We start from the raw sequence: 22,385 nt of genomic DNA, 5'->3' as shown, positions 1-22,385 counted from the left end.
TTCAAATAGGGAGTAGAGACTTCTGTGCAACGGGTTTTCGTCCACATCCGCTGCGACCGAAGGACAAACGCCTATTGTTCATCACTGAACAACAGGCGTTTGCTGACAGGCGCAATGTAGCGGATCAGAAGTTCCAGCGCACCTGCACATCACCGGTATTGGCGGTGCAGTCGCTCGCCGCTTCCAGGGTGTACTTCGCCCCCAGGCTGAGGTTTTCGCTGCGCAGCAGGGTCACGCCCAACGCCAGCACGCCGGTGTCGGCAATCGCTTTCGCGCCCGGACTGGTGAAGCTGGTGGCGCCCGAGGTATCGGCGGCAAAGTTGGCGACCGATTGCAGACCGTTGCCGTGGTACTCATGACGCCAGGTCAGTTGTGCCGAAGGCACATTGATATCCCCCCAAAAAACAAAACCCCATGACGTTGGCTCGTCATGGGGTTTTGGGTCTCGCGGTGCGCTCAAGCGCCTGTTTTACTCAGGCTTGCGACGCCCAAACCCCGGACGCTGGCCAGAACCGGCCGGTGCGCCACGACGCTTGCCCGACGGCGCGTCCTTGTCCAGAACCAGGCTTGGACGCTTGGTCTTGGGTGCCGGCTTGGCCGGACGCTTGCTGTCCGACGGACGATCCGCCACTGGCGTACCACGGGTCGACTCGCCACGACCGGCCGCCGGACGTGGAGCACGCGGTGCGCGCTCGCCGTCCTGGCGCGGTGCCGGCTTGCGGGCCGGACGCTCGCCTTCGATCCGTGGCTCGCGGTCGCTGCGCTCGGCAGGTGCGCCAGCGGCTGGACGCAGGGTCCGCACACGCTCGCTCTTGCCCACCGGACGGGAGGACTTGCGCTGCATACGCTCCAGCTTGTCCTTGCTCTTGGCATTGAGCTGCGGCATCGCTACCGGCGTCAGGCCGACCTCGGCACTGAGGACATCCACCTCGTACTGGGTCATTTCACGCCAGCGGCCCATCGGCAGGTCGGAATTGAGGAACACCGGACCGAAACGCACGCGCTTCAGACGGCTGACCACCAGCCCCTGGGATTCCCACAGGCGACGTACTTCGCGGTTACGACCTTCCATCACCACGCAGTGGTACCAATGGTTGAAACCTTCACCGCCAGGCGCTTCCTGGATATCGGTGAACTTCGCCGGGCCGTCTTCGAGCATCACGCCGGCCTTGAGCCGGGCAATCATCTCTTCGTCCACTTCACCACGGACACGGACCGCGTACTCGCGGTCCATTTCGTAGGACGGGTGCATCAGGCGGTTGGCCAGCTCACCGTCGGTGGTGAACATCAGCAGGCCGGTGGTGTTGATGTCCAGGCGGCCGATATTGATCCAGCGGCCTTCTTTCGGACGCGGCAGCTTGTCGAACACGGTCGGACGGCCTTCCGGGTCGTCACGGGTGCAGATTTCGCCGTCGGGTTTGTTGTACATGATCACACGGCGAACCGATTCGGACGCCTCTTCGCGCTTGATCACCTTGCCATCGATGGTGATGGCGTCATGCATGTCGACGCGCTGGCCGAGGGTGGCGTCTTTGCCGTTGACCTTGATCCGGCCTTTGCTGATCCAGCCTTCCACGTCGCGGCGCGAGCCGACGCCGATACGGGCGAGGACCTTCTGCAGTTTTTCGCCTGCCGGGCCGATTTCCTGGTCGTCTTTCTGCTTGATATCACTCATCTGGGCACCTCCCGGTGTGTCGATTCAGGCCTTGGCCTGAAGAAATTGAATCTGTTGCCTGGGCGAAGGGATCGCCGCGGGGGCGCGAATCATACGCCGATGTTGGCCATTATGCACTCTCGCGATCAATCTTCGAGCAAGCGCCGTTCCTGTTCGATCGCCTCGGCCAGTGCCAGCGCTTCGGCCTCTTCATCCGTCAGTGGCGGCCGGCCAGCGGCCTTGTCGAGGGCCGCGACCGCCGCGAGCAACTGTTCCCGGGCCTGCTGGGCGCCGACGAGATCCGGCTCCGGTGCTGCTGGCACTTCGGGCTCTTCGATTGTTTCCGGTTCTGCTTCCGGTACTTCGTCGACCTCGACGGCCTCAACCACCACTGTGGGCTCAACAGGCTCAGTCCCTTCAAGCCCGGGCTCCGGGGGCAGCAACTCGCCCGCCGGCGCCATCGCGCCGTCACGCAACAGATCGTCAAAGTCGGTCTTGATCCCCTCTTCCATGGAGTCCAGCTCCAGCAACAGGGTATGGAAACTGGTTTCCTCCTTCGGTGCCTCGGCATCCTCCGGATCGATACTGGCATCGGCCAGGGCCTGCAGGCTCGCGGGCACCGGCGCATCCTCGACATCGAACATCGGCTCGGGCTCCATCTCCCGCAGTTCGGCCAGGGGCGGCAGGTCGTCAAGGTTCTTCAGGTTGAAGTGATCGAGAAACGCCTTGGTGGTGGCGAACATCGCCGGCTTGCCCGGCACCTCACGGTAACCGACGACCCGAATCCACTCACGCTCCAGCAAGGTCTTGACGATCTGGCTGTTGACCGCCACGCCACGCACATCCTCGATCTCGCCGCGGGTGATCGGCTGCCGATAGGCGATCAGCGCCAGGGTCTCGAGCATCGCCCGGGAATAACGCTGGGGACGTTCTTCCCAGAGCCGTCCGACCCAGGGGGCGAATTTCTCGCGCACCTGCAGGCGATAACCGGAAGCCACCTCCCGCAGCTCGAAGGCCCGCCCCTCGCAGGACTTGGCGAGGATCGTCAGGGCTTTCTTGAAGACCGGCGGTTCAGGTCGCTCGCCCTCCTCGAACAGCTCGAACAGCCGTTCCAGGGATTGCGGCTTTCCCGAAGCCAACAGAAAGGCTTCAAGCAGCGGGGCCAGCTCGCGGGGTTCACTCAGGTTCATGGATTGTGCTCGTTATTCAGCGCGCGCCCGCACATGGATCGCCGTAAAGGGTTCATTCTGCACCAGTTCGACCAGGGATTCCTTGACCAGCTCGAGAATCGCCATAAAGGTCACCACCACCCCCAGCCGTCCTTCCTCGGCGGTAAACAGCTCGACAAAGGGCACGAAACCGCCGCCCTTGAGGCGCTCCAGCACATCGCTCATGCGTTCGCGGGTCGACAGTTGCTCGCGACTGACCTGATGGCTTTCGAACAGGTCGCCACGGCGCAGGACCTCGGCCATGGACATCAGCACCTCTTCCAGGCTCACGTCCGGCAACAACTTGCGCGCCCGGGCCTCGGGGGCATCGAGCTTGGGCACCAGTACATCGCGACCGACCCGGGGCAAGGTGTCGAGGCCCTCGGCGGCGCTCTTGAAGCGTTCGTACTCTTGCAGGCGGCGGATCAGTTCGGCCCGTGGGTCGTCCTCTTCGGCCTCGATTTCGGCCGAACGCGGCAACAGCATCCGCGACTTGATCTCGGCCAGCATCGCCGCCATCACCAGGTACTCGGCGGCCAGCTCCAGGCGCACCGACTTCATCAGCTCGACATACCCCATGTACTGGCGGGTGATTTCCGCCACCGGGATGTCGAGGATATCGATGTTCTGCTTGCGGATCAGGTAGAGCAGCAAATCCAGCGGACCTTCGAAGGCTTCGAGGAAGACTTCCAGGGCGTCCGGCGGGATATACAGGTCCAGCGGCATCTGGGTGACCGCCTGGCCATAGACCAGGGCGAACGGCAACTCCTGCTGGGCATCGGCCTGGCTATCGACGTTTTCCACGGCGGACATTCAGGCCTCGACCATGAACGGCGCGGGGTCGCCACAGCCCACGCGGATCACTTCCGGCTCGCCGTCCGCCAGGTTGATCACCGTCGAGGCCTTGATCCCGCCGAAACCGCCGTCGATTATCAGGTCGACCTGATGCTCGAGCAACTGGCGGATCTCGTAGGGATCGATCATCGGATCGGTCTCGCCGGGCATGATCAGGCTGACGCTCATCAACGGCTCGCCCAGCTCTTCCAGTAGCGCCAGGGCAATCGGATGGCTGGGGATACGCAGGCCGATGGTACGTTTTTTCGGGTGCAGCAACAGCCGCGGGACTTCCCGGGTGGCATTCAAAATAAAGGTGTAAGGCCCCGGCGTGTGGGCCTTGAGCAGGCGAAACAGGCCGGTGTCGACCTTGGCGAACAGCCCCAACTGCGACAGATCGCTGCAGATCAGCGCAAAGTTGTGCTTATCGTCCAGCTGCCGCAAACGGCGCACCCGCTCGACCGCCGTCTTGTCGCCGATCTGGCAACCGATGGCATAGGACGAATCGGTGGGATAGATCACCACCCCACCCTTGCGAATGATTTCCACCGCCTGTTTGATCAGGCGCGCCTGTGGGTTTTCCGGATGTATTTGGAAAAACTGACTCACATTTTCTACCTGTTCAGACGACGGCAGTAAGTTGCTCATGTTTAAAGCGACACCAGAGTGGCGGCAGATCTTCAGGGACCGGACGGTATTCACCGATCTCGGACCAGCCTCCAGGACCATGGAAATCACTGCCGGCACTGACCAGCAGCCCGAACTCACGGGCAAGGATCGCCAGACTGCCTACCTGCTCGGCGGGTTGATGCCCATTGACCACCTCGATAGCGTGGCCACCTGCTTGAATATAGTCGCCAATCAGCTTGCGGCGCTTGCTGCGGGTGAAATCGTAGTGCCAGGGGTGAGCCAGACTGACCCAGGCCCCGGACTCGCGCAGGGTGCCGACGGTGTCTTCCAGGGTCGGCCAGTGCAGCTTGACGTCCCCCAGCTTGCCCGCGCCCAGCCACTTGCGGAAGGCTTCGGCGCGATCCTTGACGAAACCGGCACGCACCAGGAAGTCGGCGAAATGCGGACGTGCCGGGGCATTGCCGCTATCACCCAGCTCCTGCTGGATCGCCCGCGCACCTTCCAGTGCACCGGGCATACCCTTGAGCGCCAGCTTGCGGCTGATTTCCTCGGAACGCAGCCAGCGGCCCTCGTGCAAACGGGCGATGGCCTCGACCAGCGCCGGTGCGTTGACGTCGAAACCGTAGCCCAGCACATGGATGGTCGCGCCGCCCCAGGTACAGGACAACTCGACGCCGTTGACCAGCCGCATCCCCAGCGCATCCGCCGCCGTACGGGCTTCGGCCAGGCCTTCGAGGGTGTCGTGATCGGTCAGGGCCAGGACCCGCACGCCTCTCTCGTGCGCACGGGCAACCAGGACCGCGGGCGCGAGAGCGCCGTCGGAGGCCGTGCTATGGCAGTGCAGATCGATTTCCACGGGGATTGAATAACCTCTAGGCGGCGCTTTCGCTGGCAATGATGTTTGTTATTATGCCGTCACATCCTGCTTCTGGCTGCCACTGTGAAACAATTCATCGATTTCATCCCGCTCTTCCTGTTCTTCATCGTCTACAAAATCGAACCGCGGGTCATGGAGATCGCCGGCCACAGCCTGACCGTGGGCGGTATCTACAGCGCCACGGCCATGCTGATCATCAGTTCCCTGGTGGTCTACGGCGCCCTGTTCATCACCCATCGCAAACTGGAAAAAAGCCAGTGGCTGACCCTGATCGCCTGCCTGGTCTTCGGCAGCCTGACCCTGGCCTTCCACAGCGAAACCTTCCTCAAGTGGAAAGCCCCGGTGGTCAACTGGCTGTTCGCCCTGGCTTTTGCCGGCAGCCACTTCATCGGTGACCGCCTGCTGATCAAGCGCATCATGGGTCACGCCCTGAACCTGCCCGAGCCGATCTGGACCCGCCTGAACCTGGCCTGGATCGTGTTTTTCCTGTTCTGTGGCGGCGCCAACCTGTTCGTGGCGTTCACCTTCCAGCAGTACTGGGTCGACTTCAAAGTATTTGGCAGCCTGGGCATGACCCTGCTGTTCCTGGTCGGCCAGGGCATCTACCTGTCCCGCCACCTGCACGACGCCGACCCGACCATCCCGAAAACCGAGGACTGACATGCTCTACGCGATCATCGCCACCGACGTCGAAAACTCCCTGGAAAAACGCCTGTCCGTGCGCCCGGCGCATCTGGAACGGCTGCATCAGCTCCAGGCGCAAGGGCGTCTGGTCCTGGCCGGCCCGCACCCGGCCGTGGACAGCAACGACCCGGGCGCTGCCGGTTTCAGCGGCAGTCTGGTCGTCGCCGAATTCGACAGCCTGAGCGCGGCGCAAGCCTGGGCCGAAGTCGATCCGTACGTTGCCGCTGGGGTCTATGCCCAGGTGCTGGTCAAGCCGTTCAAGCAAGTCCTGCCATAAAATGTTCTCCTCGCGATGAACCTTCAGGGTTCATCGTGGCCCAATCGCTCATTATTCTCGTTCAGCAGCCGACAACCTGCCCAATGCCGATTGGAATCAGGAGTTTGCGATGCGCCAGGGTTCGTTGTTGCTGCTAGTGGTCATCTTGTCGATAGGGGCCGCCGCCCACGCCGAAGAGAGTCAGGGTTCGAGTAACTCCACCCCCCTCTCCTTGAGTGCCGGTGGCCAGATCACCGACTTGCAGCAACGCTTGAAAGAAAGCGAGCGACAACGAGAAGAGTTGAGACAACAATTACAGAGTGCCGACGCCGAGCGCGAAAGTGCCCAGTTGAGCCGCCTGCGCCAGGAAAACCAGCGCCTGAAGCTGCAACTCAAGGAAGCCCAGGCCAGTGCCGGACCGCGTCTGCTGACCGATCAGCAGCAATGGTTTGTCACCGGCGGGGGAGTTGCACTCCTGGCCCTGCTCTGCGGTATCTTCGCCAGTGGCGGACGTAGACAACGTCGGCAATGGCTGAATTGAGCGGCCATTAGCGATCCGTAATCGAGAGAGTCATGAGCGACCTGTTACTGATAGACGATGACCAGGAGTTGTGTGAGCTCCTGACCAGTTGGTTGAGCCAGGAAGGCTTCCAGGTACGCGCCTGCCACGATGGCCAGAGCGCGCGCAAGGCCCTGGCGGACAGCGCCCCGGCCGCCGTGGTGCTGGATGTGATGCTGCCCGATGGCAGCGGCCTGGAACTGCTCAAGCAGTTGCGCAACGATCACCCGGAGTTGCCGGTGGTGATGCTCTCGGCCCGTGGCGAACCCCTGGACCGCATCCTCGGCCTGGAGCTGGGCGCCGATGATTATCTGGCCAAGCCCTGCGATCCCCGGGAACTGACCGCACGCCTGCGCGCCGTGCTGCGCCGCAGCCACCCGACCGCGACCCCGAGCCAGATGGAACTGGGCGACCTGTGTTTCAGCCCGGTGCGTGGCGTGGTCACCATCGACCAGCAGGATTACACCCTGACCGTCTCCGAAAGCCGCCTGCTCGAAGCCCTGCTGCAACAACCCGGCGAGCCCCTGGACAAACAGGAACTGGCGCAGATCGCCCTGGGCCGCAAGCTGACCTTGTACGATCGCAGCCTGGACATGCACGTGAGCAACCTGCGCAAGAAGATCGGCCCACACCCGGACGGCCGCCCGCGCATCGTCGCCCTGCGTAGCCGCGGTTACTACTACAGCCTGTGATTCACCGCCCTGCGGGAGCGCTGCTCCCGCAAGTGTCAACCCAGGGCAAAACCGTCTTTACCCAAGCTTTACCCTCCCCTGACCGCCGCTGACCTTGAACTCCTTAATCTGTACTCATCCGGACTGACCGGAATCGAGACAAGGAGAAACACCATGCGCAAGACCCTTATCGCCCTGATGTTCGCTGCTGCACTCCCTACCGTGGCCATGGCCATGCCTCAAGACGGTGGCCCGATGGGCGGCCCGGAATACGGTCACGGCCAGCATCACGGCAAAGGTGGCTTCCAGAAACTGGACCTGACCAAGGAACAGCGCCAGCAGATCCGCAAACTGGTTGGCGAACAACGCCATGATCGCAAGGCAATCGCCATCAAGTATCTGGAAAAGCTCTCGCCTGCCGACAAGGCAGCCTTCAAAGGCGAACTGGATGCCGCACGCCAGAAGACCCACGGCCAGATCCGTGCCCTGCTGACGCCTGACCAGCAGAAGACCTTCGACGAAATGCAGAAAAAGCAGGCCGAGCGCCGTGCCGAATGGACCGAATTCAAAGCCTGGAAAGCGCAACAACCGCAAAAAGCGCAATAATCCGCTTATGCTCCAGCCCGACGGCCACCGCCGTCGGGCTTTCTTCGTTTGTAGCGTTTGGTTGAGGACTTGCTGTGCGATCACTGTTCTGGCGCATCCTGGCCAGCTTCTGGCTGGCCATTGCCCTTGTCGCGGGCCTATCGATTCTGCTCATGCACGTGCTCAACCAGGACAACTGGATTCTCAGCCGTCATCCGGGGCTGAACAGCCTGGCCGAAGAATGGACGCAAACCTATGAAAGCCAGGGCGAAGAAGCCGCCCAGGCGATTCTGGAACAGCGCAAGCAGCGTTATCACATTGATGTGCAGGTACTTAACGAAGGCGGCGATCCGTTGGTCCGCGGGACCTTTCCACGTCGGGCCGCGGCCTTTGAAGCGCGCCAGAACAACGATGACCGCAAGCTGCCCTGGCGGCGCCTGACGGTCGAATACACCAGTCCGAAGAGCGGCGAGACCTACCTGCTGATCTATCGCATCCCCCACCCGGAACTGGACGCCTGGCACCGCGAAAGCCTGTTGCGCCCCCTTAGTGCCCTGGGGATTGCCCTGGTGGTGCTGACCTTGTTCAGTCTGCTGGTGACCTTGTCCATCACCCGTCCCTTGAGCCGTCTGCGTGGTGCGGTGCATGACCTCGGGCAGACCACCTACCAGCAGAACAGCCTGGCAAAACTGGCGGGGCGGCGCGACGAGTTCGGCGTGCTGGCCAAGGACTTCAACCTGATGGGTGCACGCCTGCAAAGCCTGATCGGCAGCCAGCGCCAACTGCTGCGGGATGTCTCCCATGAATTGCGTTCACCACTGGCACGCCTGCGCATTGCCCTGGCCCTGGCCGAGCGCGCCGGCCCCGAGGAGCGCGAACGACTCTGGCCACGCCTGACCCGCGAGTGCGACCGACTGGAAGCGCTGATCAGCGAAATCCTCACCCTGGCCCGGGTCGACTCCGACCAGGCCAGCGCCGAAGAGGTCGACCTCACCGCGCTGCTCACCACCTTGCAGAAAGACGCCAACCAGGGCTGTCCGGAACAGACGGTGCACTTCGACAGCGAGCCGCCGTTGAGCTTCAAGGGCTGGCCGACCATGATCGAACGCGCCGTGGATAACCTGCTGCGCAACGCCCAGCGCTTCAATCCCGAGGGCCAGGCCATCGAGCTGACTGCGCAACGTCAGGGTGAACGCATCGAAATCAGCGTGCGCGACCATGGCCCCGGCGTGGAAGCCGCGCATCTGGCGCAATTGGGTGAACCCTTCTACCGGGCGCCCGGACAGACCGCCCCGGGCCACGGCCTGGGACTGGCCATTGCCCGGCGGGCGGCGGAGCGGCATGGCGGCAGCCTGGTGCTGGCGAACCACCCCGAGGGCGGGTTTATCGCCAAGCTTGATCTGCCGTTGGAGCCTGGGGCACTGGTTTAAGTGGCTGTCAGGGATACTCTTGCCGTGCGTGCAGCACGGTGACTATCTCGATGAAATCTGTAATGCGGTAAACCACCAGATAGTTTGGATGCACGATGATTTCACGAGTGCCAGGCACACGACCAAACCGATATAAGCAGGGGTGTCGAGGAAGAGCTGAGGTCGCAGCCTCAATGGCGTCGTTTAAATTCTCGGCCGCCACAATATTTCGATCAGCGATGTAATTCAGAATCTCACGGAGTTCGGCCCGAGCTTCGGGCCGCCACTCAACCCGCGTCGTTCCTATCGCGCTTCGAAGCGATCAAGGCACGCATTTCCGCCATCACATCATCATGAGGAACGTTAGGGCGAGGGTCATCCAGGGAAGCCTGCACCTTGGCTCGAAACCAACGGTCATAGCTGGCTGCCTGCTCTTCAGTCTCGAATTCCGACACTATAGGGGATAGTTGGGCGCTCATAATGGCCTCCGGTGTAGACGCAAACCAGTTTACGCCCTATGAACGCCTGCTGTCTCAGCCTGAAGCTTCAGAAAACATTTCAAGCCGACCAGGCGCTGACAAACTCCGTCAGATCGACCTTCGGTGGCTGGCGCAGTTCGTTCTGTGGCGTCCCCAGATACAGGAAGGCAATCACCTCCTCGCCGTCGCCCAACCCCAGGCCCTTGGCCACATGACGTGAATAGGACAAGTCGCCGGTACGCCACACCGCGCCGATCCCCTGGGCATGGGCCGCCAGCAGGATGCCATGGGCCGCACAACCGGCCGCCAGCAACTGCTCGGACTTCGGCACCTTGAAGTGCTCTTGCAAACGGGCCACCACCACAATCACCAACGGTGCGCGCAGGGGCATGGCGTGGGCTTTGTCGATGGCCGCCGGGTTCGCTTCGCCCTCTTGCAGGCGCACGGCTTCGGCCAGCAGGCTACCCAATTGCTCACGGGCCGCGCCTTCCACGGTGAGGAAACGCCAAGGCCGCAGTTGCCCGTGATCCGGTGCGCGCATGGCGGCGGCGAACAGGAGATCGCGCTGGGCCTGGGTCGGTGCCGGATCGAGCAAGCGTGGTGCGGAAACACGGTTGAGCAAATTATCGAGAGCCTCCATCGGCCACCTCCTCTGGAAAATGATCGGGCTATTCTAGCCAGATCCTGCGCGGCCGTGCCGGTTTACATGACCGGGGTCACAGGTAAAATGGCGCCTGTCCCCCTTTCCCGAGCTTATTTCATGGCGTTGCCGACCCTGCGCATCATCGGTTTCATCATCGGCATCTTCCTGATTACCCTCGCCGTCAGCATGGCCATCCCCATGCTGGTCCTGCTGATCTTCGAACGCACCGGCGACCTGCCGGCCTTTCTCTGGGCCAGTACGATCACCTTCCTCGCCGGCCTGGCGCTGGTGATCCGCGGTCGCCCGGAACAGGTGCACCTGCGCCCCCGGGATATGTACCTTCTTACAGTTTCAAGCTGGGTGGTGGTGTGCATTTTCGCCGCGCTGCCCTTCGTGCTGACCCTCCACACCAGCTACACCGACGCCTTTTTCGAAAGCATGTCGGGCATCACCGCCACCGGCTCGACCGTGCTCAGCGGCCTGGACAACATGTCCCCGGGCATCCTGATCTGGCGTTCGCTGCTGCACTGGCTCGGCGGGATCGGCTTTATCGGCATGGCGGTGGCGATCCTGCCGCTGCTGCGCATCGGCGGCATGCGCCTGTTCCAGACCGAATCCTCGGACCGTTCGCAAAAGGTCATGCCGCGCTCGCACATGGTGGCGCGCCTGATCGTCACCGCCTATATCGGCATCACCATCCTCGGCAGCCTGGCGTTCTGGTGGGCCGGCATGAGCCTGTTCGATGCGATCAACCACGCCATGTCGGCGATTTCCACCGGTGGTTTCTCCACCTCGGACCAGTCCCTGGCCAAATGGAGTCAACCGACGGTGCACTGGGTCGCCGTGGTGGTGATGATTCTCGGCAGCCTGCCATTCACCCTCTACGTGGCAACCTTGCGTGGCCACCGCAAGGCACTGCTCAAGGACCAGCAGGTGCAGGGTTTGCTCGGCTTGTTGCTGGTGACCTGGCTGGTACTCGGCACCTGGTACTGGTGGACCACCAACCTGCACTGGCTCGACGCCCTGCGCCATGTGGCACTGAACGTGACCTCGGTGGTCACCACCACCGGCTTCGCCCTGGGCGACTACAGCCTGTGGGGCAACTTCTCGCTGATGCTGTTTTTCTACCTGGGCTTCGTCGGTGGCTGCTCGGGTTCGACGGCCGGCGGGATCAAGGTGTTCCGGTTCCAGGTGGCCTACATCCTGCTCAAGGCCAACCTCAACCAGCTGATCCATCCGCGGGCAGTGATCAAGCAGAAATACAATGGTCACCGCCTCGACGAAGAAATCGTGCGTTCGATCCTGACCTTCTCGTTCTTCTTCGCCATCACCATTTGCGCCATTGCCCTGGCCCTGTCGCTACTGGGCCTGGACTGGATGACCGCCCTTACCGGCGCCGCCAGTACCGTCTCCGGCGTGGGACCGGGCCTGGGCGAGGTGATCGGGCCATCCGGCAACTTCTCCACCCTGCCGGACGGTGCCAAGTGGATCCTGTCCCTGGGCATGCTGCTCGGCCGGCTGGAAATCATCACAGTGTTCGTTCTGTGTATTCCCGCATTCTGGCGTCATTGATCGAGGCCACCGCCCCCAGCAGCCGCGCCCGGTACTCGCCGGGCGTGAGTTCGAACCAGCGGCGGAAGGCGCGAAAAAAGTTGCTCGGGTCGGCGAAACCCAGCAGGTAGGCGATTTCCAGCAAGGTCATGCGCGGCTGCGCCAGGTACTGCTCGGCCAGCTCGCGGCGGGTATCGTCGAGCAGCGTCTGGAAACTGGTGCCCTCTTCCTGCAAACGACGCTGCAGGGTGCGCTGGGACAGGTGCAGGGTCTGCGCCACCACCTCGCGCTTGGGTTCGCCCTGGGGCAGCAGGCGGCACAACACCTGGCGCGCCTTGTGGGTCACCCGGCTTTCCGAGAACCGCGCCAGGTATTCACCGGCAAAGCGGTCGTGGAGCAAGGCCATGGCTTCGTTGGCGGTCGGCAACGGCGCCTCCATGTCGGCCTGCTCGAAGATCAGCGCATCGTAGGGTGCGTTGAACACCAGCGGCGCATGGAACACCTCCCTGTAAGGACCGATATCCTCCGGCGCAGCCCCCTGCAGCAGCACCTTGCGCGGCTGCAAGGTCCGTCCGGTCAGCCAGCCGCACAGCGCCAGGGCACAGGCCATGGAGGCCTCGGCACTCTGGCGGGTGGGTGGCAGATGGTCGCCGTGCACCGTCAGGATCAGCGCATAACCTTCGGGCAGGAGACGAAAACTCAAGTCGGCGCTTTCGGCGATGATCCGCTGATAACGCACCAGGCGCCTGAAACCCTCGGCCAGGGTCTGGCTGGACATCAGCGCGTAACCGGCGACATGAAAGGACGCAGGGCGCACCACCCGGCCCATGTTCAGGCCAATCGCCGGGTTGCCGGAAAGCTCCACCGCGCGTTGCCAGAGGCGCGTCATCGAATCCTGGGGAAAGCGCGCATCGGGATCGTCCAGGGCCGCATAATCGAGCCCAAGCTGCCTGAACAGGACGCGACAATCCAGGCCATCCATCTCCAGCGCCTTGACAATCCCCATCGCCCAGCTTGCAGAAGTCGTTCTCTCGCTCATGGCCTTTTCTTGCATGATAAGTCGTATAGGACGACTAGTGGCCTAAGGATACTAAAGTGGCGCCTATTGTCACTGGTAGCCGCTGCCAATCACTCTAGACTCAAATATGCTCCCCGTGGAAACCACCGTGGGCGAGGTCGTCAACGCGGAGAGTTACCCGTGGAAAACATTAAAAGATTCAATAGTTTCGCAGAGTTCTATCCCTACTACCTGAGCGAACATGGCAACAGTACCTGCCGTCGGCTGCATTTCATCGGCACCAGCCTGGTGATCTTTTTCCTGGCGCTGGCCATCGGTCGCGCCTCGGGAGGGTTGCTGCTGGCGGTACCAGTGGCTGGATATGGCTTCGCCTGGGTCGGCCATTTCTTCTTCGAGAAGAACCGCCCGGCCACCTTTGAACATCCCTTCTACAGTCTGCTCGGTGACTTCGTCATGTTTCGCGACATGATCCTCGGCAAGGTGCCGTTTTAGGCCCGGGGGGGCTGGCTTGCTGACGATGGCAGCCGCAACGGCCTCATCGCCGGCAAGCGGGCTACAGTGGTCGCGTTGGCCGCACTGGCAAGCCAGGGGGCAAGTCCGTATGCGCGGGTCCCACGGACGGAGTGATAACGGCGGGGTCACCCCAACTCGGCGACTTTCTCCAGCTCCAGCTTGAGCTGCGCCTCTTTCGCCTGGGCATCCGCCAGGCGATACAGCTCGATGGTGCCGTCCCAGTGTTCGATCAGGGCGGTGCAGGATTCGACCCAGTCGCCGCAGTTGAGGTAGTCCACTGCGCCGACCTTGCGGATCTCGGCATGGTGGATATGCCCGCAGACCACCCCGTCCAGCCCGCGCTTCACGCATTCATGGGCGATGGCCTCTTCGAAGTCGCTGATAAAGCTGACCGCGGTCTTGACCTTGTGCTTGAGGTAGGCCGACAAAGACCAGTAGCCATAACCGTAGCGGGCCCGCCAATGGTTCAGCCAGCGATTGAGGGTCAGGGTGAACTCGTAGGCCGAATCGCCGAGGAACGCCAACCAGCGGTGATAACGGGTGATCACGTCGAACTGGTCGCCATGGATCACCAGCAGCTTGCGCCCGTCGGCAGTGTGGTGCACCGCTTCGTCGACCAGCTGGATATTGCCCAGGATCAGCTTGGAGTAACGGCGCAGGAACTCATCGTGGTTGCCGGTGACATAGATCACCTCGGTGCCACGCTTGCTCATGGTCAGCAGCCGGCGGATCACGTTGGTATGCGCTTGCGGCCAGTACATGCCGCCGCGCATCTTCCAGCCGTCGATGATATCGCCCACCAGGTAGATACGGTCGGCCTGATAGCCCTTGAGAAACTGCGACAGATGTTCGGCCTGGCAGTCCCGGGTCCCCAGGTGCACGTCGGAAATCCACAGGGTTCGCACACGTTGCTTACGGCTGGGTTTGGCGAGCTCCGCACGGGTCATGGGCATTCTCCGGATTTTTCCTGAGCTTGCACCGGGGCAGTTAATAGTCCATGACAGCTACATGGCAGTCCGATGACAACCGCCCGGACGGCAAGCGGTGTAAACTGCGACGACGCCAAGGAGACCGCGATGGGACCGATCCTGACCCTGCGCCACTACAGCCCCGACCTGATCAACCACAGCCACGCCCATGCGCAGCTGGTGTTCGGCCTGTCCGGCCGGCTCGACTTCGAGATCGAGGGCCACGGCAGCCAGGTGGTGCAGCAAAGCGTCGCGGTGATTCCCTGCGACGCCCATCACGTCTGCGCCAGCCCCAACGGCAGCCGTTGCCTGGTGCTGGATGTGCCGGACGAACGCTGGTTGCTGAACACCCTCGGCGACCATGCCGAGGCCAGCCGGCGTCTGCTCGACACCGCCGGGCCACGAACCCTCGACGCCGCCCAGAGCCAACTGGTGCAGTGGCTGGCGGCGAGCCCCGTGGACGACCCGCTGATCGCGCAACAGGGCGCGGTGCTGCTGCTCGCCAGCCTGAACAGCCCCGGCAGCCGCCCATTCGGCGGCAAGCGCCTGCCCCTGGCCGCCCTCAACGCCCATATCGATCGCCACCTGGCCCACCCGCTGCAGGTGACCGATCTGGCGCGTATTGCCAACCTGTCCAGCGCCCGCCTGCATACGCGCTTTGTCGCCGAATGCGGGCAGACGCCCATGGACTATCTGCGCAGCCGTCGCCTGCATATCGCCCTGGGGCTGCTACGTGAGTCGGCCTTGCCGATCGGCGAGATCGCCAGCCGCGTCGGCTACCAGTCGCAAAGCGCCTTTGCCGCCGCCGTACTCCGTGAATTCGGCCGCACGCCCGGCGCGCTAAGACGCGAGTCCTGAGACAAACGACAGCAGGCACGCGACAGACAGGCGTAGCGGCCGCCCTCTAGACTGCGGCTCTGTCTGTCAGCGTTTTCAAGGACCGCCATGACTCCCCGTTCCGCCCTGGGCGCCCTGCATATCGGCGCATTGATGTTTGGCCTGACCGGCGTGTTCGGCAAACTCGCGAGCGCCGCCCCGGCGATCATCGTTTTCGGCCGGGCCATCTTTGCCGTGCTCGCCCTCAGCCTGTTCGCCCGCCTGGCCCGCAACCATCGCTGGCAACCGTTGCAGGCACAGGACTGGCGGCGCCTGCTGCTCAGCGGGCTGCTGCTGGCCGGGCACTGGGTCAGCTTCTTCATTGCAGTGAAAGTCGCCGGCGTGGCCGTGGCGACCCTGGGTTTCGCCAGCTTTCCGGCCTTTACGGTGCTTCTCGAAGGGCTGATCTTCCGCGAACGTATCCGCTTCAATGAAATCCTGCTGGTGGTGCTGGTGAGCATCGGCCTGGTGCTGGTCACGCCGGACTTCGACCTCGCCAGCCAGGCCACCGGCGGACTGCTCTGGGCCGTGCTGTCCGGCCTGCTGTTCTCACTGCTGTCGCTGGCCAATCGCGCCGGCTCCGGACGGATTTCCGCCGTGCAGGCAGCGTTGTGCCAGAACCTGGTGGTCGCCGTCTGCCTGCTGCCCTGGGCCGCCCCTGGACTTGCGCAAGTGCCGGCGCTGGACTGGTTGTGGATCGGCCTGCTCGGGGTGTTCTGCACGGCTGTGGCCCACAGTCTGTTCGTGGCCAGCCTGGCGGTGATCAAGGCACGCACCGCCGCGGTGGTCTTTGCCCTGGAGCCGGTGTACGGAATCACCGCGGCCTGGCTGCTGTTCGGCGAAAACCCGACCTTGCGCATGTTGATCGGCGGCGCCCTGATCATTCTCGCCATCGTGGTGTCCAGCCGCCTGGGCGCAGCGGCCGCACCGCGGGAAAACCAGGAAGCCGCGTCAGTACATTGACGAAAACCCAATCCGCCTATACTGGTGACATCCGCAACAGTTTGCTGTCGTTCACGGAGATCAGGGTTTCTCGACGACAGCAGCAGTGATTCCCCCCTGAATCGACTCGATTCGAGCGGCCCTCCTATCAACATGTTGGAGGGTTTCATCCATGGACATCGTCAGTCTTTTGATTCAAGCCATCAGCGGCGCCGTGGGCGGTAACGTGGCCGGGTCGGTCCTGCAGAAATACAACCTGGGCCCGGTCATCAATTCCATCCTCGGCATTCTAGGTGGCGGTCTCGGCGGGCAGTTGCTCGATCTCTTCACCAACGGCAGCGTGGGCAGCGGTAACGGCGCACTGGACCTGACCTCGATCCTCGGCAGCATTGCCAGCGGCGGCGTGGGCGGTGGGGTACTGATGGTCATCGTCGGGCTTATCAAGTCGAAGCTGAGCCCGTCGTAAGTCCGCGCCTATCGGGGCCGGTCGTTGTGCCCGAGGTCACGCTCGGGGTCGATCCGGTCCCGTACCCGCTGCTTGAGTACCTTGGCTTCGGGAAAGCCGCCGTCCTCCTTGCGCTCCCAGATCTGCACTTCGTCGCAAGTGATCCGGAACACCCCGCCGGTCCCCGGTTCCAGGGCCACCTGGCCGAGATCGTCGGCGAAGGTGCTGAGCAGTTCCTGGGCCAGCCAGGCGGCACGCAACAGCCATTGGCACTGAGTGCAGTAGGTGATGACGATATGCGGTTTACGTGCGGTCATGATTGCACCGGGCTCTGGAAGGAAAGGTCGTCGCTATAATAGCGACCTTTTTATCGCCCCTGTCCTGAGATGATGATGCGCCGTCTGTTGTCCTGCCTGCTCCTCTGTTTACTGCCCCTGGCGCTGCAAGCCGCCGAACCGCCGCGACCGAAGATCGGCCTGGTGCTGTCCGGCGGAGCCGCCCGTGGCCTGGCCCATATCGGCGTGCTCAAGGCCCTGGAAGAACAGGGCATCAGGATCGATGCCATTGCCGGCACCAGCATGGGCGCGGTGATCGGCGGGCTGTATGCCTCGGGCTACAAGATCGACGAGCTGGAAAAGCTTGCCCTGGGCATCGACTGGAAACAGGCGTTGTCCGACGCCCCGCCCCGGGAAGACGTGCCGTTTCGGCGCAAACAGGATGACCGCGACTTCCTGGTCAAACAGCAACTCAGTTTCCGCGACGACGGCAGCCTGGGCCTGCCGTTGGGGGTGATCCAGGGCCAGAACCTGGCCCTGCTGCTGGAAAGCATGCTCGCCCATGCCAGCGGCACCCGCGATTTCGACAAGCTGCCGATCCCCTTTCGCGCGGTCGCCACCGATATCGCCAGTGGCGAAAAAGTCGTGTTCCGCCGCGGCCACCTGCCCCAGGTGGTCCGCGCCAGCATGTCGATCCCGGCGGTGTTCGCCCCGGTCGAGCTGGACGGGCGCCTGCTGGTGGACGGCGGCATGACCGACAATATCCCGCTGGATGTGGTGCGCGAGATGGGCGTCGACATCGCCATCGTGGTCGATATCGGCACCCCGCTGCGTTCACGCAAACAACTGGCGACCGTGGTCGATGTCCTCAATCAGTCGATCACCCTGATGACCCGGCGCAACTCCGAAGAACAGCTGGCCACGCTGCACCGCAACGACATCCTGATCCAGCCGGCGCTGGCCAGTTACGGCAGCACCGACTTCGGCCGCGCCCAGGACATCATCGACGCCGGTTATCGCGCCACGCGCATTCTCGACGCGCGCCTGGCCGGCTTGCGTCCGCCGCCCAACCCCGATGCCGAACTGGTCGCCGCCCGCGCCCCCGAGCAACGCACGCCGGTGATCAATACGATCAGGATCGAGAACGACTCCAAGGTCAGCGACGCGGTGATCCGCTACTACATTCGCCAACCCCTCGGCGAACCGCTGGACCTCGACCGCCTGCGCATCGACATGGGCACCCTCTACGGCCTGGACTACTTCGAGCAGGTACAATACCGGGTCGCGCGCAAGGGCCAGGAACACACCCTGGTGATCAGTGCCCGGGGCAAACGCAGCGGCACCGACTACCTGCGCCTGGGCTTGAACCTGTCGGATGACATGCGTGGCGACAGCGCCTTCAATATCGGCGCCAGCTATCGGGTCAACGGCATCAACAGCCTCGGCGGCGAGTGGCTGACCCGGGCCCAGATCGGCGATCAGCAGGATCTCTACAGTGAGTTCTACCAACCGCTGGACACCGGCTCGCGCTACTTCGTCGCGCCCTATGTGAACCTGCAAACGCAGAATGTGGAAGCAACCCTGGATAACGATCCGATTGCCGAGTACCGCCTGGAACGGTATGGCTTCGGCTTGAACATCGGTCGGCAGATCGCCAACAACGGCGAGATCCGCCTGGGTATCGGCGAGGCCTGGGGCAACGCCGACGTGAAGATCGGCGATCGCAGCCTGCCGCGGGTGAGTTTCAGCGAAGGTTTCTACGCGCTCAAATATTCCTTCGATTCGCTGGACAACGTCTACTTCCCGCATACCGGGGAGAACATCAACCTGACCCTGCGCGAGTTCGACCCGAGCCTGGGTTCGACCCAACGCTACCGGCAGTGGGAGTTCAGCCTGGACAAGGCCCTGAGCGAGGGGCCGAACACCTGGATCCTCGGCGGGCGCTACGGGCGCACCCTGGACAACGCCGAAGTGGTCACTTCGAGTTTCCTACTGGGGGGCGCACGGCAGTTGTCGGGGTTCCGCCAGGATTCGATTGCCGGGCAGAACATCAGCCTGATGCGCGCGGTCTACTACCGCCGACTGACACCCCGGGCCTACCTGCCGCTGGATTTTCCCCTGTACCTCGGCGCCTCGCTGGAACGTGGCCGGGCCTGGAACAACGACAATCAATTCGACACCGGCTACATCAACGCCGCCAGTGTGTTCCTGGGCTTCGACACCCCCTTGGGGCCGTTGAACTTCAGCTATGGCCTCAATGACGACAATCAGAAGGCGCTGTACCTGAATCTGGGACAGACCTTCTGATGTTCGCAGGGGCGAGCCGTATCAGCGAATACTGGCCAGCAGGGAACGAGCCGTTTGCTTCAGGGGCTCATCGCCTTCGCGCAGCAGCTCGAGAAGCAGTTGGCTGGCATGGTCCAGGTCGCCGACATTGATACAGGTTTGCGCCCGCTCAAGCTTGCTGGCCGAAGCCTGCTCGAGCTCCAGGCTGTCGAAGTCGACTTCCAGGGGCTCGATGTCCAGGGGCTCGGAATCGCTCATGAAACCATCGAGAAACGCGTCGTCCAGTGAGTCCCCGCCTTCTGGCAGGCTCAACTCCACTTCGCCAACGGGCGCGGGTGCAGGCTCGGACTCAAGCTCGGAAAAATCGCTGAGGAACTGCTCGTCCGGCATCTCGAACACTTCCGGAAGTTCATTGAAGCTCTTGGTGAAGATCGGCTCGGGCTCAGGCTCCAGCTCGACAGGCAAAACCGGCTCTTCGGCGGTCTTGCTGCGGGGATGGGGCGTATTGTCGAACGGGCTGACCAGGTCCCAGTCGGCGTCCATGGACAGGTCATCGAGGTTGAGCTGGAATTCATCCTCCAACGGCTTGTCCGCGACAGGGGCGGTTGCAGTCGTTTCCTCAGCCGGCTCATTCCAGTGTGCTGCCAATACCGACGTGGCCGCTGCCACAGCGCCGGCCGCCGCCAGAACGGCTGCCGGGGACGCAGCGGCTGGGGCTTGGACTGGCGCTGCGGCAGCGCTTTGCAGTTTCGGATACTTGGCGCGCAACTCCTGCAGGGCCGACTCGTTGAACCCGGCCTCCAGCAGCTTGCGCTCTTCCGTCGCGTAAGCCGCACTGTCGCCCTGCTGGGCCAACACATCGAGCAAGCGCAGGTGCAAGTCCGTGCGCTCGGGCTCCTTGAGCATGGCTTCGCGCAGAATGCCCGCCGCTTCGCTGAAGCGGCCATAGGCGATATAGATGCTCACGCCTTCAAGAGCGTCCGGCACTTCGCTGGACTGACGCGAGGCCACCACAGCCGGGGCCACCACCGGTTCGATCCGCGTCGGCGCGGGCGTTGCCGCCTTGGTCGGCTGGGCCGGCGTTACCACGCGACTGACCATAGGTTCCGGAGGCGGGGCCACCGGAGGCACGGCCCCGGGTGCCTGCTCAGCCTGCTGGCGGTTGCGCCGCAGGATAAAGGCCACGGCCAGCAGTGCGATCAGCAGCAACACCGCCCCCCACAGTAGCCAGTTCGGGCCATCGACAGTCTCGGTGGCCGGTGTCGGCAGCACCACTGGCGCGGCCACCACGGCGGGTGCCGGCGCTGCAGCCTTGGTCTTGAGCTCGGCGAGTTGTGTCTGCAATTCGACGCTCTGCTTCTGGCTGCTGGCAATCATCTCGTCCTGCGCCTTCAGCCTGACCTGCAGATCCTCGACGGTCTTCTGCAACTGCTGGTTTTCCAGGGCGGCCTTGGCCAGTTCCTCGGCGTTTTGCGCTGTCTCGGTCACGGCAGCAACCGCATTCTGCGTGGCGGCAGCCGCGGTGGCCGTAGCGGCCACGGCCAAGGTCGGAGCCCCAGAAGACGCCGGGGTCGCAACCACTGCAACGTCCGGCAACAACAGGCTCTGGCCGACCCGCAAACGGTCGCTGCCCGGGTTCAGCGCACGAATGCCCTGGGACAGTTCATTGACCGACGCCTGGCTGCCGGCTTCGCGCAGTCGCTTGGCAATCACCCAGGGGTTGTCGCCCTTGACCACGGTGTAGTGTTTGCCTTGCAGCGCAGGCGGCGGCGGGATATTCGCCACCGAAGCCGGTTGCTCAGGAGCAGCGCTGCGAGCAGGCAAGCTGTAACCGGCCGGCAGGTTGCCCGGCGGATCGAGCAGCACGGTGTATTCGCGCAGCAAGCGCCCGTTGGGCCGGTTGACCTGCACCAGGAAATTCAGGAAAGGTTCGCTGACCGGCTTGTTGCTCTGCACCTGGATAACACTGCTGTTGCCCCGCAACACAGGGGTAAAGCGCAGGTCATTGAGGAAGAACACCCGTTCGACGCCCGCCCGGGAGAACTCCTCGGGAGTCGCCAGGCTGACCGACAGTTCGCCGTCGGCCAGGTCGCCCGGCTCGATCAGGGCGATTTCCGCATTCAGCGGCTGATTGAGCGCCGAATGCAGGGTGATATCCCCCAGGCCCATGGCCGGAGCCAGCGCCGAATACAACAACCCACCGGCCAGCATGGCCAAGAGGCGAGCCCGGGTCAGGGTGGATTTTCCAATGGAGCACCGCAACGCGGACTGCAAACTCTCGAGCATGAGCATCCCTTACTGGCGTGACGGCCCGCGCGCGCGGGCCGGACACCGACACAATACACAGAACCAATAACTCTTATAGTCTGCAGCGCAAAGACTATCAAAATTCGTTGAAGGCTTTCCCAAACTCGCTGAGGACTCCCCAAGCCCGAGAGCCTGGGAATGCCTCAAGATTTTTCCAGATTGGTCAGGATCCGGCTATGGACCCGCATGCAGATCCGCAGCTCTTCATCGTCGACACCGACGAACAGCTCATGGCGCAAGGCGGTGGCGATGGTCTCGATCTGTTCAATCAAGGGCCGTGCCGAGGCACTCAGGAGGATTTTCTTCGCCCGGCGGTCTTCCAGCACGGCCTGGCGCTGGACCAGCCCCTGGGTTTCCAGGCTGTCGAGCAGACGTGCCAGGGTCGGCCCTTCAACTCCCACGCTCTGGGCCAGCTCACGCTGGGTCGGGGCCTCGGTAAAACGTGCCAGGTGCAGCAAGACCAGCCAGCGCGCCTGGGACAAGCCCAGGCCCGCCAGACGGCGATCCAGTTCCGCGCGCCAGCCTCGCGACATATGCGCCAACTGCATGCCAAAACGGTGTTCATCGATCAACGGCATAAAACACTCAGGGTTAGACTTAAAATAGACAAAACTAATTATTAGTCAGCTAAGCATGGCCCATGCCCGGAGGCAAGGCTTGCTCAGCGCTGAATCGTTACTTGTCGTGAATAGAACAGTGACCGGGAACAATACCG

The 22,385-nt window shown here is 63.1% G+C and carries 26 protein-coding genes; 12 read left to right on the top strand and 14 right to left on the bottom strand.

Annotated elements, in window-relative coordinates; genetic code table 11:
- Positions 1 to 124: 124 nt before the first annotated feature.
- The 6 genes from CWE01_RS02660 to CWE01_RS02635 form a co-directional block, all read right to left on the bottom strand.
- Positions 125 to 385, bottom strand: a complete 261-nt coding sequence (locus CWE01_RS02660) for an autotransporter domain-containing protein (protein ID WP_100938966.1) — start codon at positions 383 to 385, stop codon at positions 125 to 127.
- An 84-nt stretch (positions 386 to 469) separates the two neighbouring features.
- Positions 470 to 1,675, bottom strand: coding sequence for a 23S rRNA pseudouridine(2605) synthase RluB (gene rluB / locus CWE01_RS02655; protein ID WP_100938965.1), 1,206 nt, complete (start codon positions 1,673 to 1,675; stop codon positions 470 to 472).
- Positions 1,676 to 1,800: 125 nt separating this feature from the next.
- Positions 1,801 to 2,844, bottom strand: a complete 1,044-nt coding sequence (gene scpB, locus CWE01_RS02650; protein WP_100938964.1) for an SMC-Scp complex subunit ScpB — start codon at positions 2,842 to 2,844, stop codon at positions 1,801 to 1,803.
- Positions 2,845 to 2,856: 12 nt separating this feature from the next.
- Positions 2,857 to 3,555 (bottom strand): ScpA family protein, encoded by a 699-nt coding sequence (locus CWE01_RS02645; protein WP_177093350.1) that lies wholly within the window; start codon positions 3,553 to 3,555, stop codon positions 2,857 to 2,859.
- Between the two features lie 120 nt (positions 3,556 to 3,675).
- Entirely contained in the window at positions 3,676 to 4,305 is a 630-nt protein-coding gene (locus CWE01_RS02640; RefSeq protein WP_100938962.1) for an L-threonylcarbamoyladenylate synthase, read from the bottom strand.
- A gap of 13 nt (positions 4,306 to 4,318) precedes the next feature.
- Entirely contained in the window at positions 4,319 to 5,182 is an 864-nt protein-coding gene (locus CWE01_RS02635) for a PHP domain-containing protein (RefSeq protein ID WP_100938961.1), read from the bottom strand.
- Positions 5,183 to 5,266: 84 nt separating this feature from the next.
- On the opposite strand from CWE01_RS02635, the gene CWE01_RS02630 reads away from it, so the two are divergent.
- From CWE01_RS02630 to CWE01_RS02605, 6 genes are all read left to right on the top strand, one after another.
- Entirely contained in the window at positions 5,267 to 5,863 is a 597-nt protein-coding gene (locus CWE01_RS02630; protein WP_100938960.1) for a septation protein A, read from the top strand.
- Between the two features lies 1 nt (position 5,864).
- Positions 5,865 to 6,164: a YciI family protein gene (locus CWE01_RS02625; RefSeq protein ID WP_100938959.1), complete on the top strand. Its 300-nt coding sequence runs from the start codon at positions 5,865 to 5,867 to the stop codon at positions 6,162 to 6,164.
- A gap of 109 nt (positions 6,165 to 6,273) precedes the next feature.
- Positions 6,274 to 6,684 carry a translation initiation factor 2 gene (locus CWE01_RS02620; protein ID WP_100938958.1) on the top strand — a complete coding sequence of 137 codons (411 nt, stop codon included), beginning with the start codon at positions 6,274 to 6,276 and terminating at the stop codon, positions 6,682 to 6,684.
- A 32-nt stretch (positions 6,685 to 6,716) separates the two neighbouring features.
- Positions 6,717 to 7,394, top strand: a complete 678-nt coding sequence (locus CWE01_RS02615) for a response regulator transcription factor (protein WP_100938957.1) — start codon at positions 6,717 to 6,719, stop codon at positions 7,392 to 7,394.
- A gap of 153 nt (positions 7,395 to 7,547) precedes the next feature.
- Positions 7,548 to 7,979, top strand: coding sequence for a Spy/CpxP family protein refolding chaperone (locus CWE01_RS02610; RefSeq protein WP_100938956.1), 432 nt, complete (start codon positions 7,548 to 7,550; stop codon positions 7,977 to 7,979).
- Positions 7,980 to 8,053: 74 nt separating this feature from the next.
- Positions 8,054 to 9,388, top strand: coding sequence for a HAMP domain-containing sensor histidine kinase (locus tag CWE01_RS02605; protein ID WP_100938955.1), 1,335 nt, complete (start codon positions 8,054 to 8,056; stop codon positions 9,386 to 9,388).
- 7 nt (positions 9,389 to 9,395) lie between these two features.
- Here CWE01_RS02605 and CWE01_RS02600 read toward each other — a convergent pair whose 3' ends face one another.
- From CWE01_RS02600 to CWE01_RS02590, 3 genes are all read right to left on the bottom strand, one after another.
- Positions 9,396 to 9,674 carry a type II toxin-antitoxin system RelE/ParE family toxin gene (locus CWE01_RS02600; RefSeq protein WP_100938954.1) on the bottom strand — a complete coding sequence of 93 codons (279 nt, stop codon included), beginning with the start codon at positions 9,672 to 9,674 and terminating at the stop codon, positions 9,396 to 9,398.
- Positions 9,655 to 9,846 (bottom strand): antitoxin, encoded by a 192-nt coding sequence (locus CWE01_RS02595; RefSeq protein WP_100938953.1) that lies wholly within the window; start codon positions 9,844 to 9,846, stop codon positions 9,655 to 9,657. Before CWE01_RS02595 ends, CWE01_RS02600 begins: the two co-directional genes overlap by 20 nt.
- Before the next feature lie 79 nt (positions 9,847 to 9,925).
- Positions 9,926 to 10,486: a nitroreductase family protein gene (locus tag CWE01_RS02590; RefSeq protein ID WP_100938952.1), complete on the bottom strand. Its 561-nt coding sequence runs from the start codon at positions 10,484 to 10,486 to the stop codon at positions 9,926 to 9,928.
- A gap of 120 nt (positions 10,487 to 10,606) precedes the next feature.
- Between CWE01_RS02590 and CWE01_RS02585 the strand changes: the two genes are divergently transcribed.
- The gene (locus CWE01_RS02585) at positions 10,607 to 12,061 is read left to right on the top strand and encodes a TrkH family potassium uptake protein (RefSeq protein WP_100938951.1); all 1,455 of its coding nucleotides are present in this window, start codon (positions 10,607 to 10,609) and stop codon (positions 12,059 to 12,061) included.
- On the opposite strand, the gene CWE01_RS02580 is transcribed toward CWE01_RS02585, so the two are convergent.
- The gene (locus tag CWE01_RS02580; protein WP_100938950.1) at positions 12,018 to 13,079 is read right to left on the bottom strand and encodes an AraC family transcriptional regulator; all 1,062 of its coding nucleotides are present in this window, start codon (positions 13,077 to 13,079) and stop codon (positions 12,018 to 12,020) included. The genes CWE01_RS02585 and CWE01_RS02580 overlap by 44 nt on opposite strands.
- Before the next feature lie 159 nt (positions 13,080 to 13,238).
- Between CWE01_RS02580 and CWE01_RS02575 the strand changes: the two genes are divergently transcribed.
- Positions 13,239 to 13,550 carry a DUF962 domain-containing protein gene (locus CWE01_RS02575; RefSeq protein WP_100938949.1) on the top strand — a complete coding sequence of 104 codons (312 nt, stop codon included), beginning with the start codon at positions 13,239 to 13,241 and terminating at the stop codon, positions 13,548 to 13,550.
- 146 nt (positions 13,551 to 13,696) lie between these two features.
- Here CWE01_RS02575 and CWE01_RS02570 read toward each other — a convergent pair whose 3' ends face one another.
- Positions 13,697 to 14,518 carry a UDP-2,3-diacylglucosamine diphosphatase gene (locus tag CWE01_RS02570; RefSeq protein WP_100938948.1) on the bottom strand — a complete coding sequence of 274 codons (822 nt, stop codon included), beginning with the start codon at positions 14,516 to 14,518 and terminating at the stop codon, positions 13,697 to 13,699.
- A 129-nt stretch (positions 14,519 to 14,647) separates the two neighbouring features.
- Here CWE01_RS02570 and CWE01_RS02565 point away from each other — a divergent pair, with 129 nt between their 5' ends.
- The 3 genes from CWE01_RS02565 (at position 14,648) to CWE01_RS02555 (ending at position 16,823) form a co-directional block, all read left to right on the top strand.
- Positions 14,648 to 15,397: an AraC family transcriptional regulator gene (locus CWE01_RS02565; protein WP_100938947.1), complete on the top strand. Its 750-nt coding sequence runs from the start codon at positions 14,648 to 14,650 to the stop codon at positions 15,395 to 15,397.
- Positions 15,398 to 15,484: 87 nt separating this feature from the next.
- A complete protein-coding gene (locus CWE01_RS02560; RefSeq protein ID WP_100938946.1) occupies positions 15,485 to 16,378 on the top strand; it encodes a DMT family transporter in 894 nt (297 codons plus the stop codon).
- 151 nt (positions 16,379 to 16,529) lie between these two features.
- Entirely contained in the window at positions 16,530 to 16,823 is a 294-nt protein-coding gene (locus CWE01_RS02555) for a hypothetical protein (RefSeq protein ID WP_100938945.1), read from the top strand.
- Between the two features lie 8 nt (positions 16,824 to 16,831).
- Here CWE01_RS02555 and CWE01_RS02550 read toward each other — a convergent pair whose 3' ends face one another.
- The gene (locus CWE01_RS02550) at positions 16,832 to 17,119 is read right to left on the bottom strand and encodes a SelT/SelW/SelH family protein (RefSeq protein ID WP_100938944.1); all 288 of its coding nucleotides are present in this window, start codon (positions 17,117 to 17,119) and stop codon (positions 16,832 to 16,834) included.
- A 75-nt stretch (positions 17,120 to 17,194) separates the two neighbouring features.
- Between CWE01_RS02550 and CWE01_RS02545 the strand changes: the two genes are divergently transcribed.
- Entirely contained in the window at positions 17,195 to 19,384 is a 2,190-nt protein-coding gene (locus tag CWE01_RS02545) for a patatin-like phospholipase family protein (protein ID WP_100938943.1), read from the top strand.
- 21 nt (positions 19,385 to 19,405) lie between these two features.
- Here the strand turns inward: CWE01_RS02545 and CWE01_RS02540 are convergent, their stop codons facing one another.
- Together CWE01_RS02540 and CWE01_RS02535 are read right to left on the bottom strand one after the other, a co-directional pair.
- On the bottom strand, positions 19,406 to 21,649 hold the full coding sequence (locus CWE01_RS02540; protein WP_100938942.1) for a FimV/HubP family polar landmark protein: 2,244 nt from the start codon (positions 21,647 to 21,649) through the stop codon (positions 19,406 to 19,408).
- 164 nt (positions 21,650 to 21,813) lie between these two features.
- On the bottom strand, positions 21,814 to 22,248 hold the full coding sequence (locus CWE01_RS02535) for a MarR family transcriptional regulator (protein ID WP_100938941.1): 435 nt from the start codon (positions 22,246 to 22,248) through the stop codon (positions 21,814 to 21,816).
- Positions 22,249 to 22,385 lie beyond the last annotated feature (137 nt).

The sequence above is a fragment of the Pseudomonas sp. QS1027 genome, assembly GCF_002814235.1.
Taxonomy (GTDB): Bacteria; Pseudomonadota; Gammaproteobacteria; order Pseudomonadales; family Pseudomonadaceae; genus Aquipseudomonas.
The sequence above is the reverse complement of the archived record's forward strand: the minus strand, read 5'-3'. Positions and strand labels throughout refer to the sequence as shown.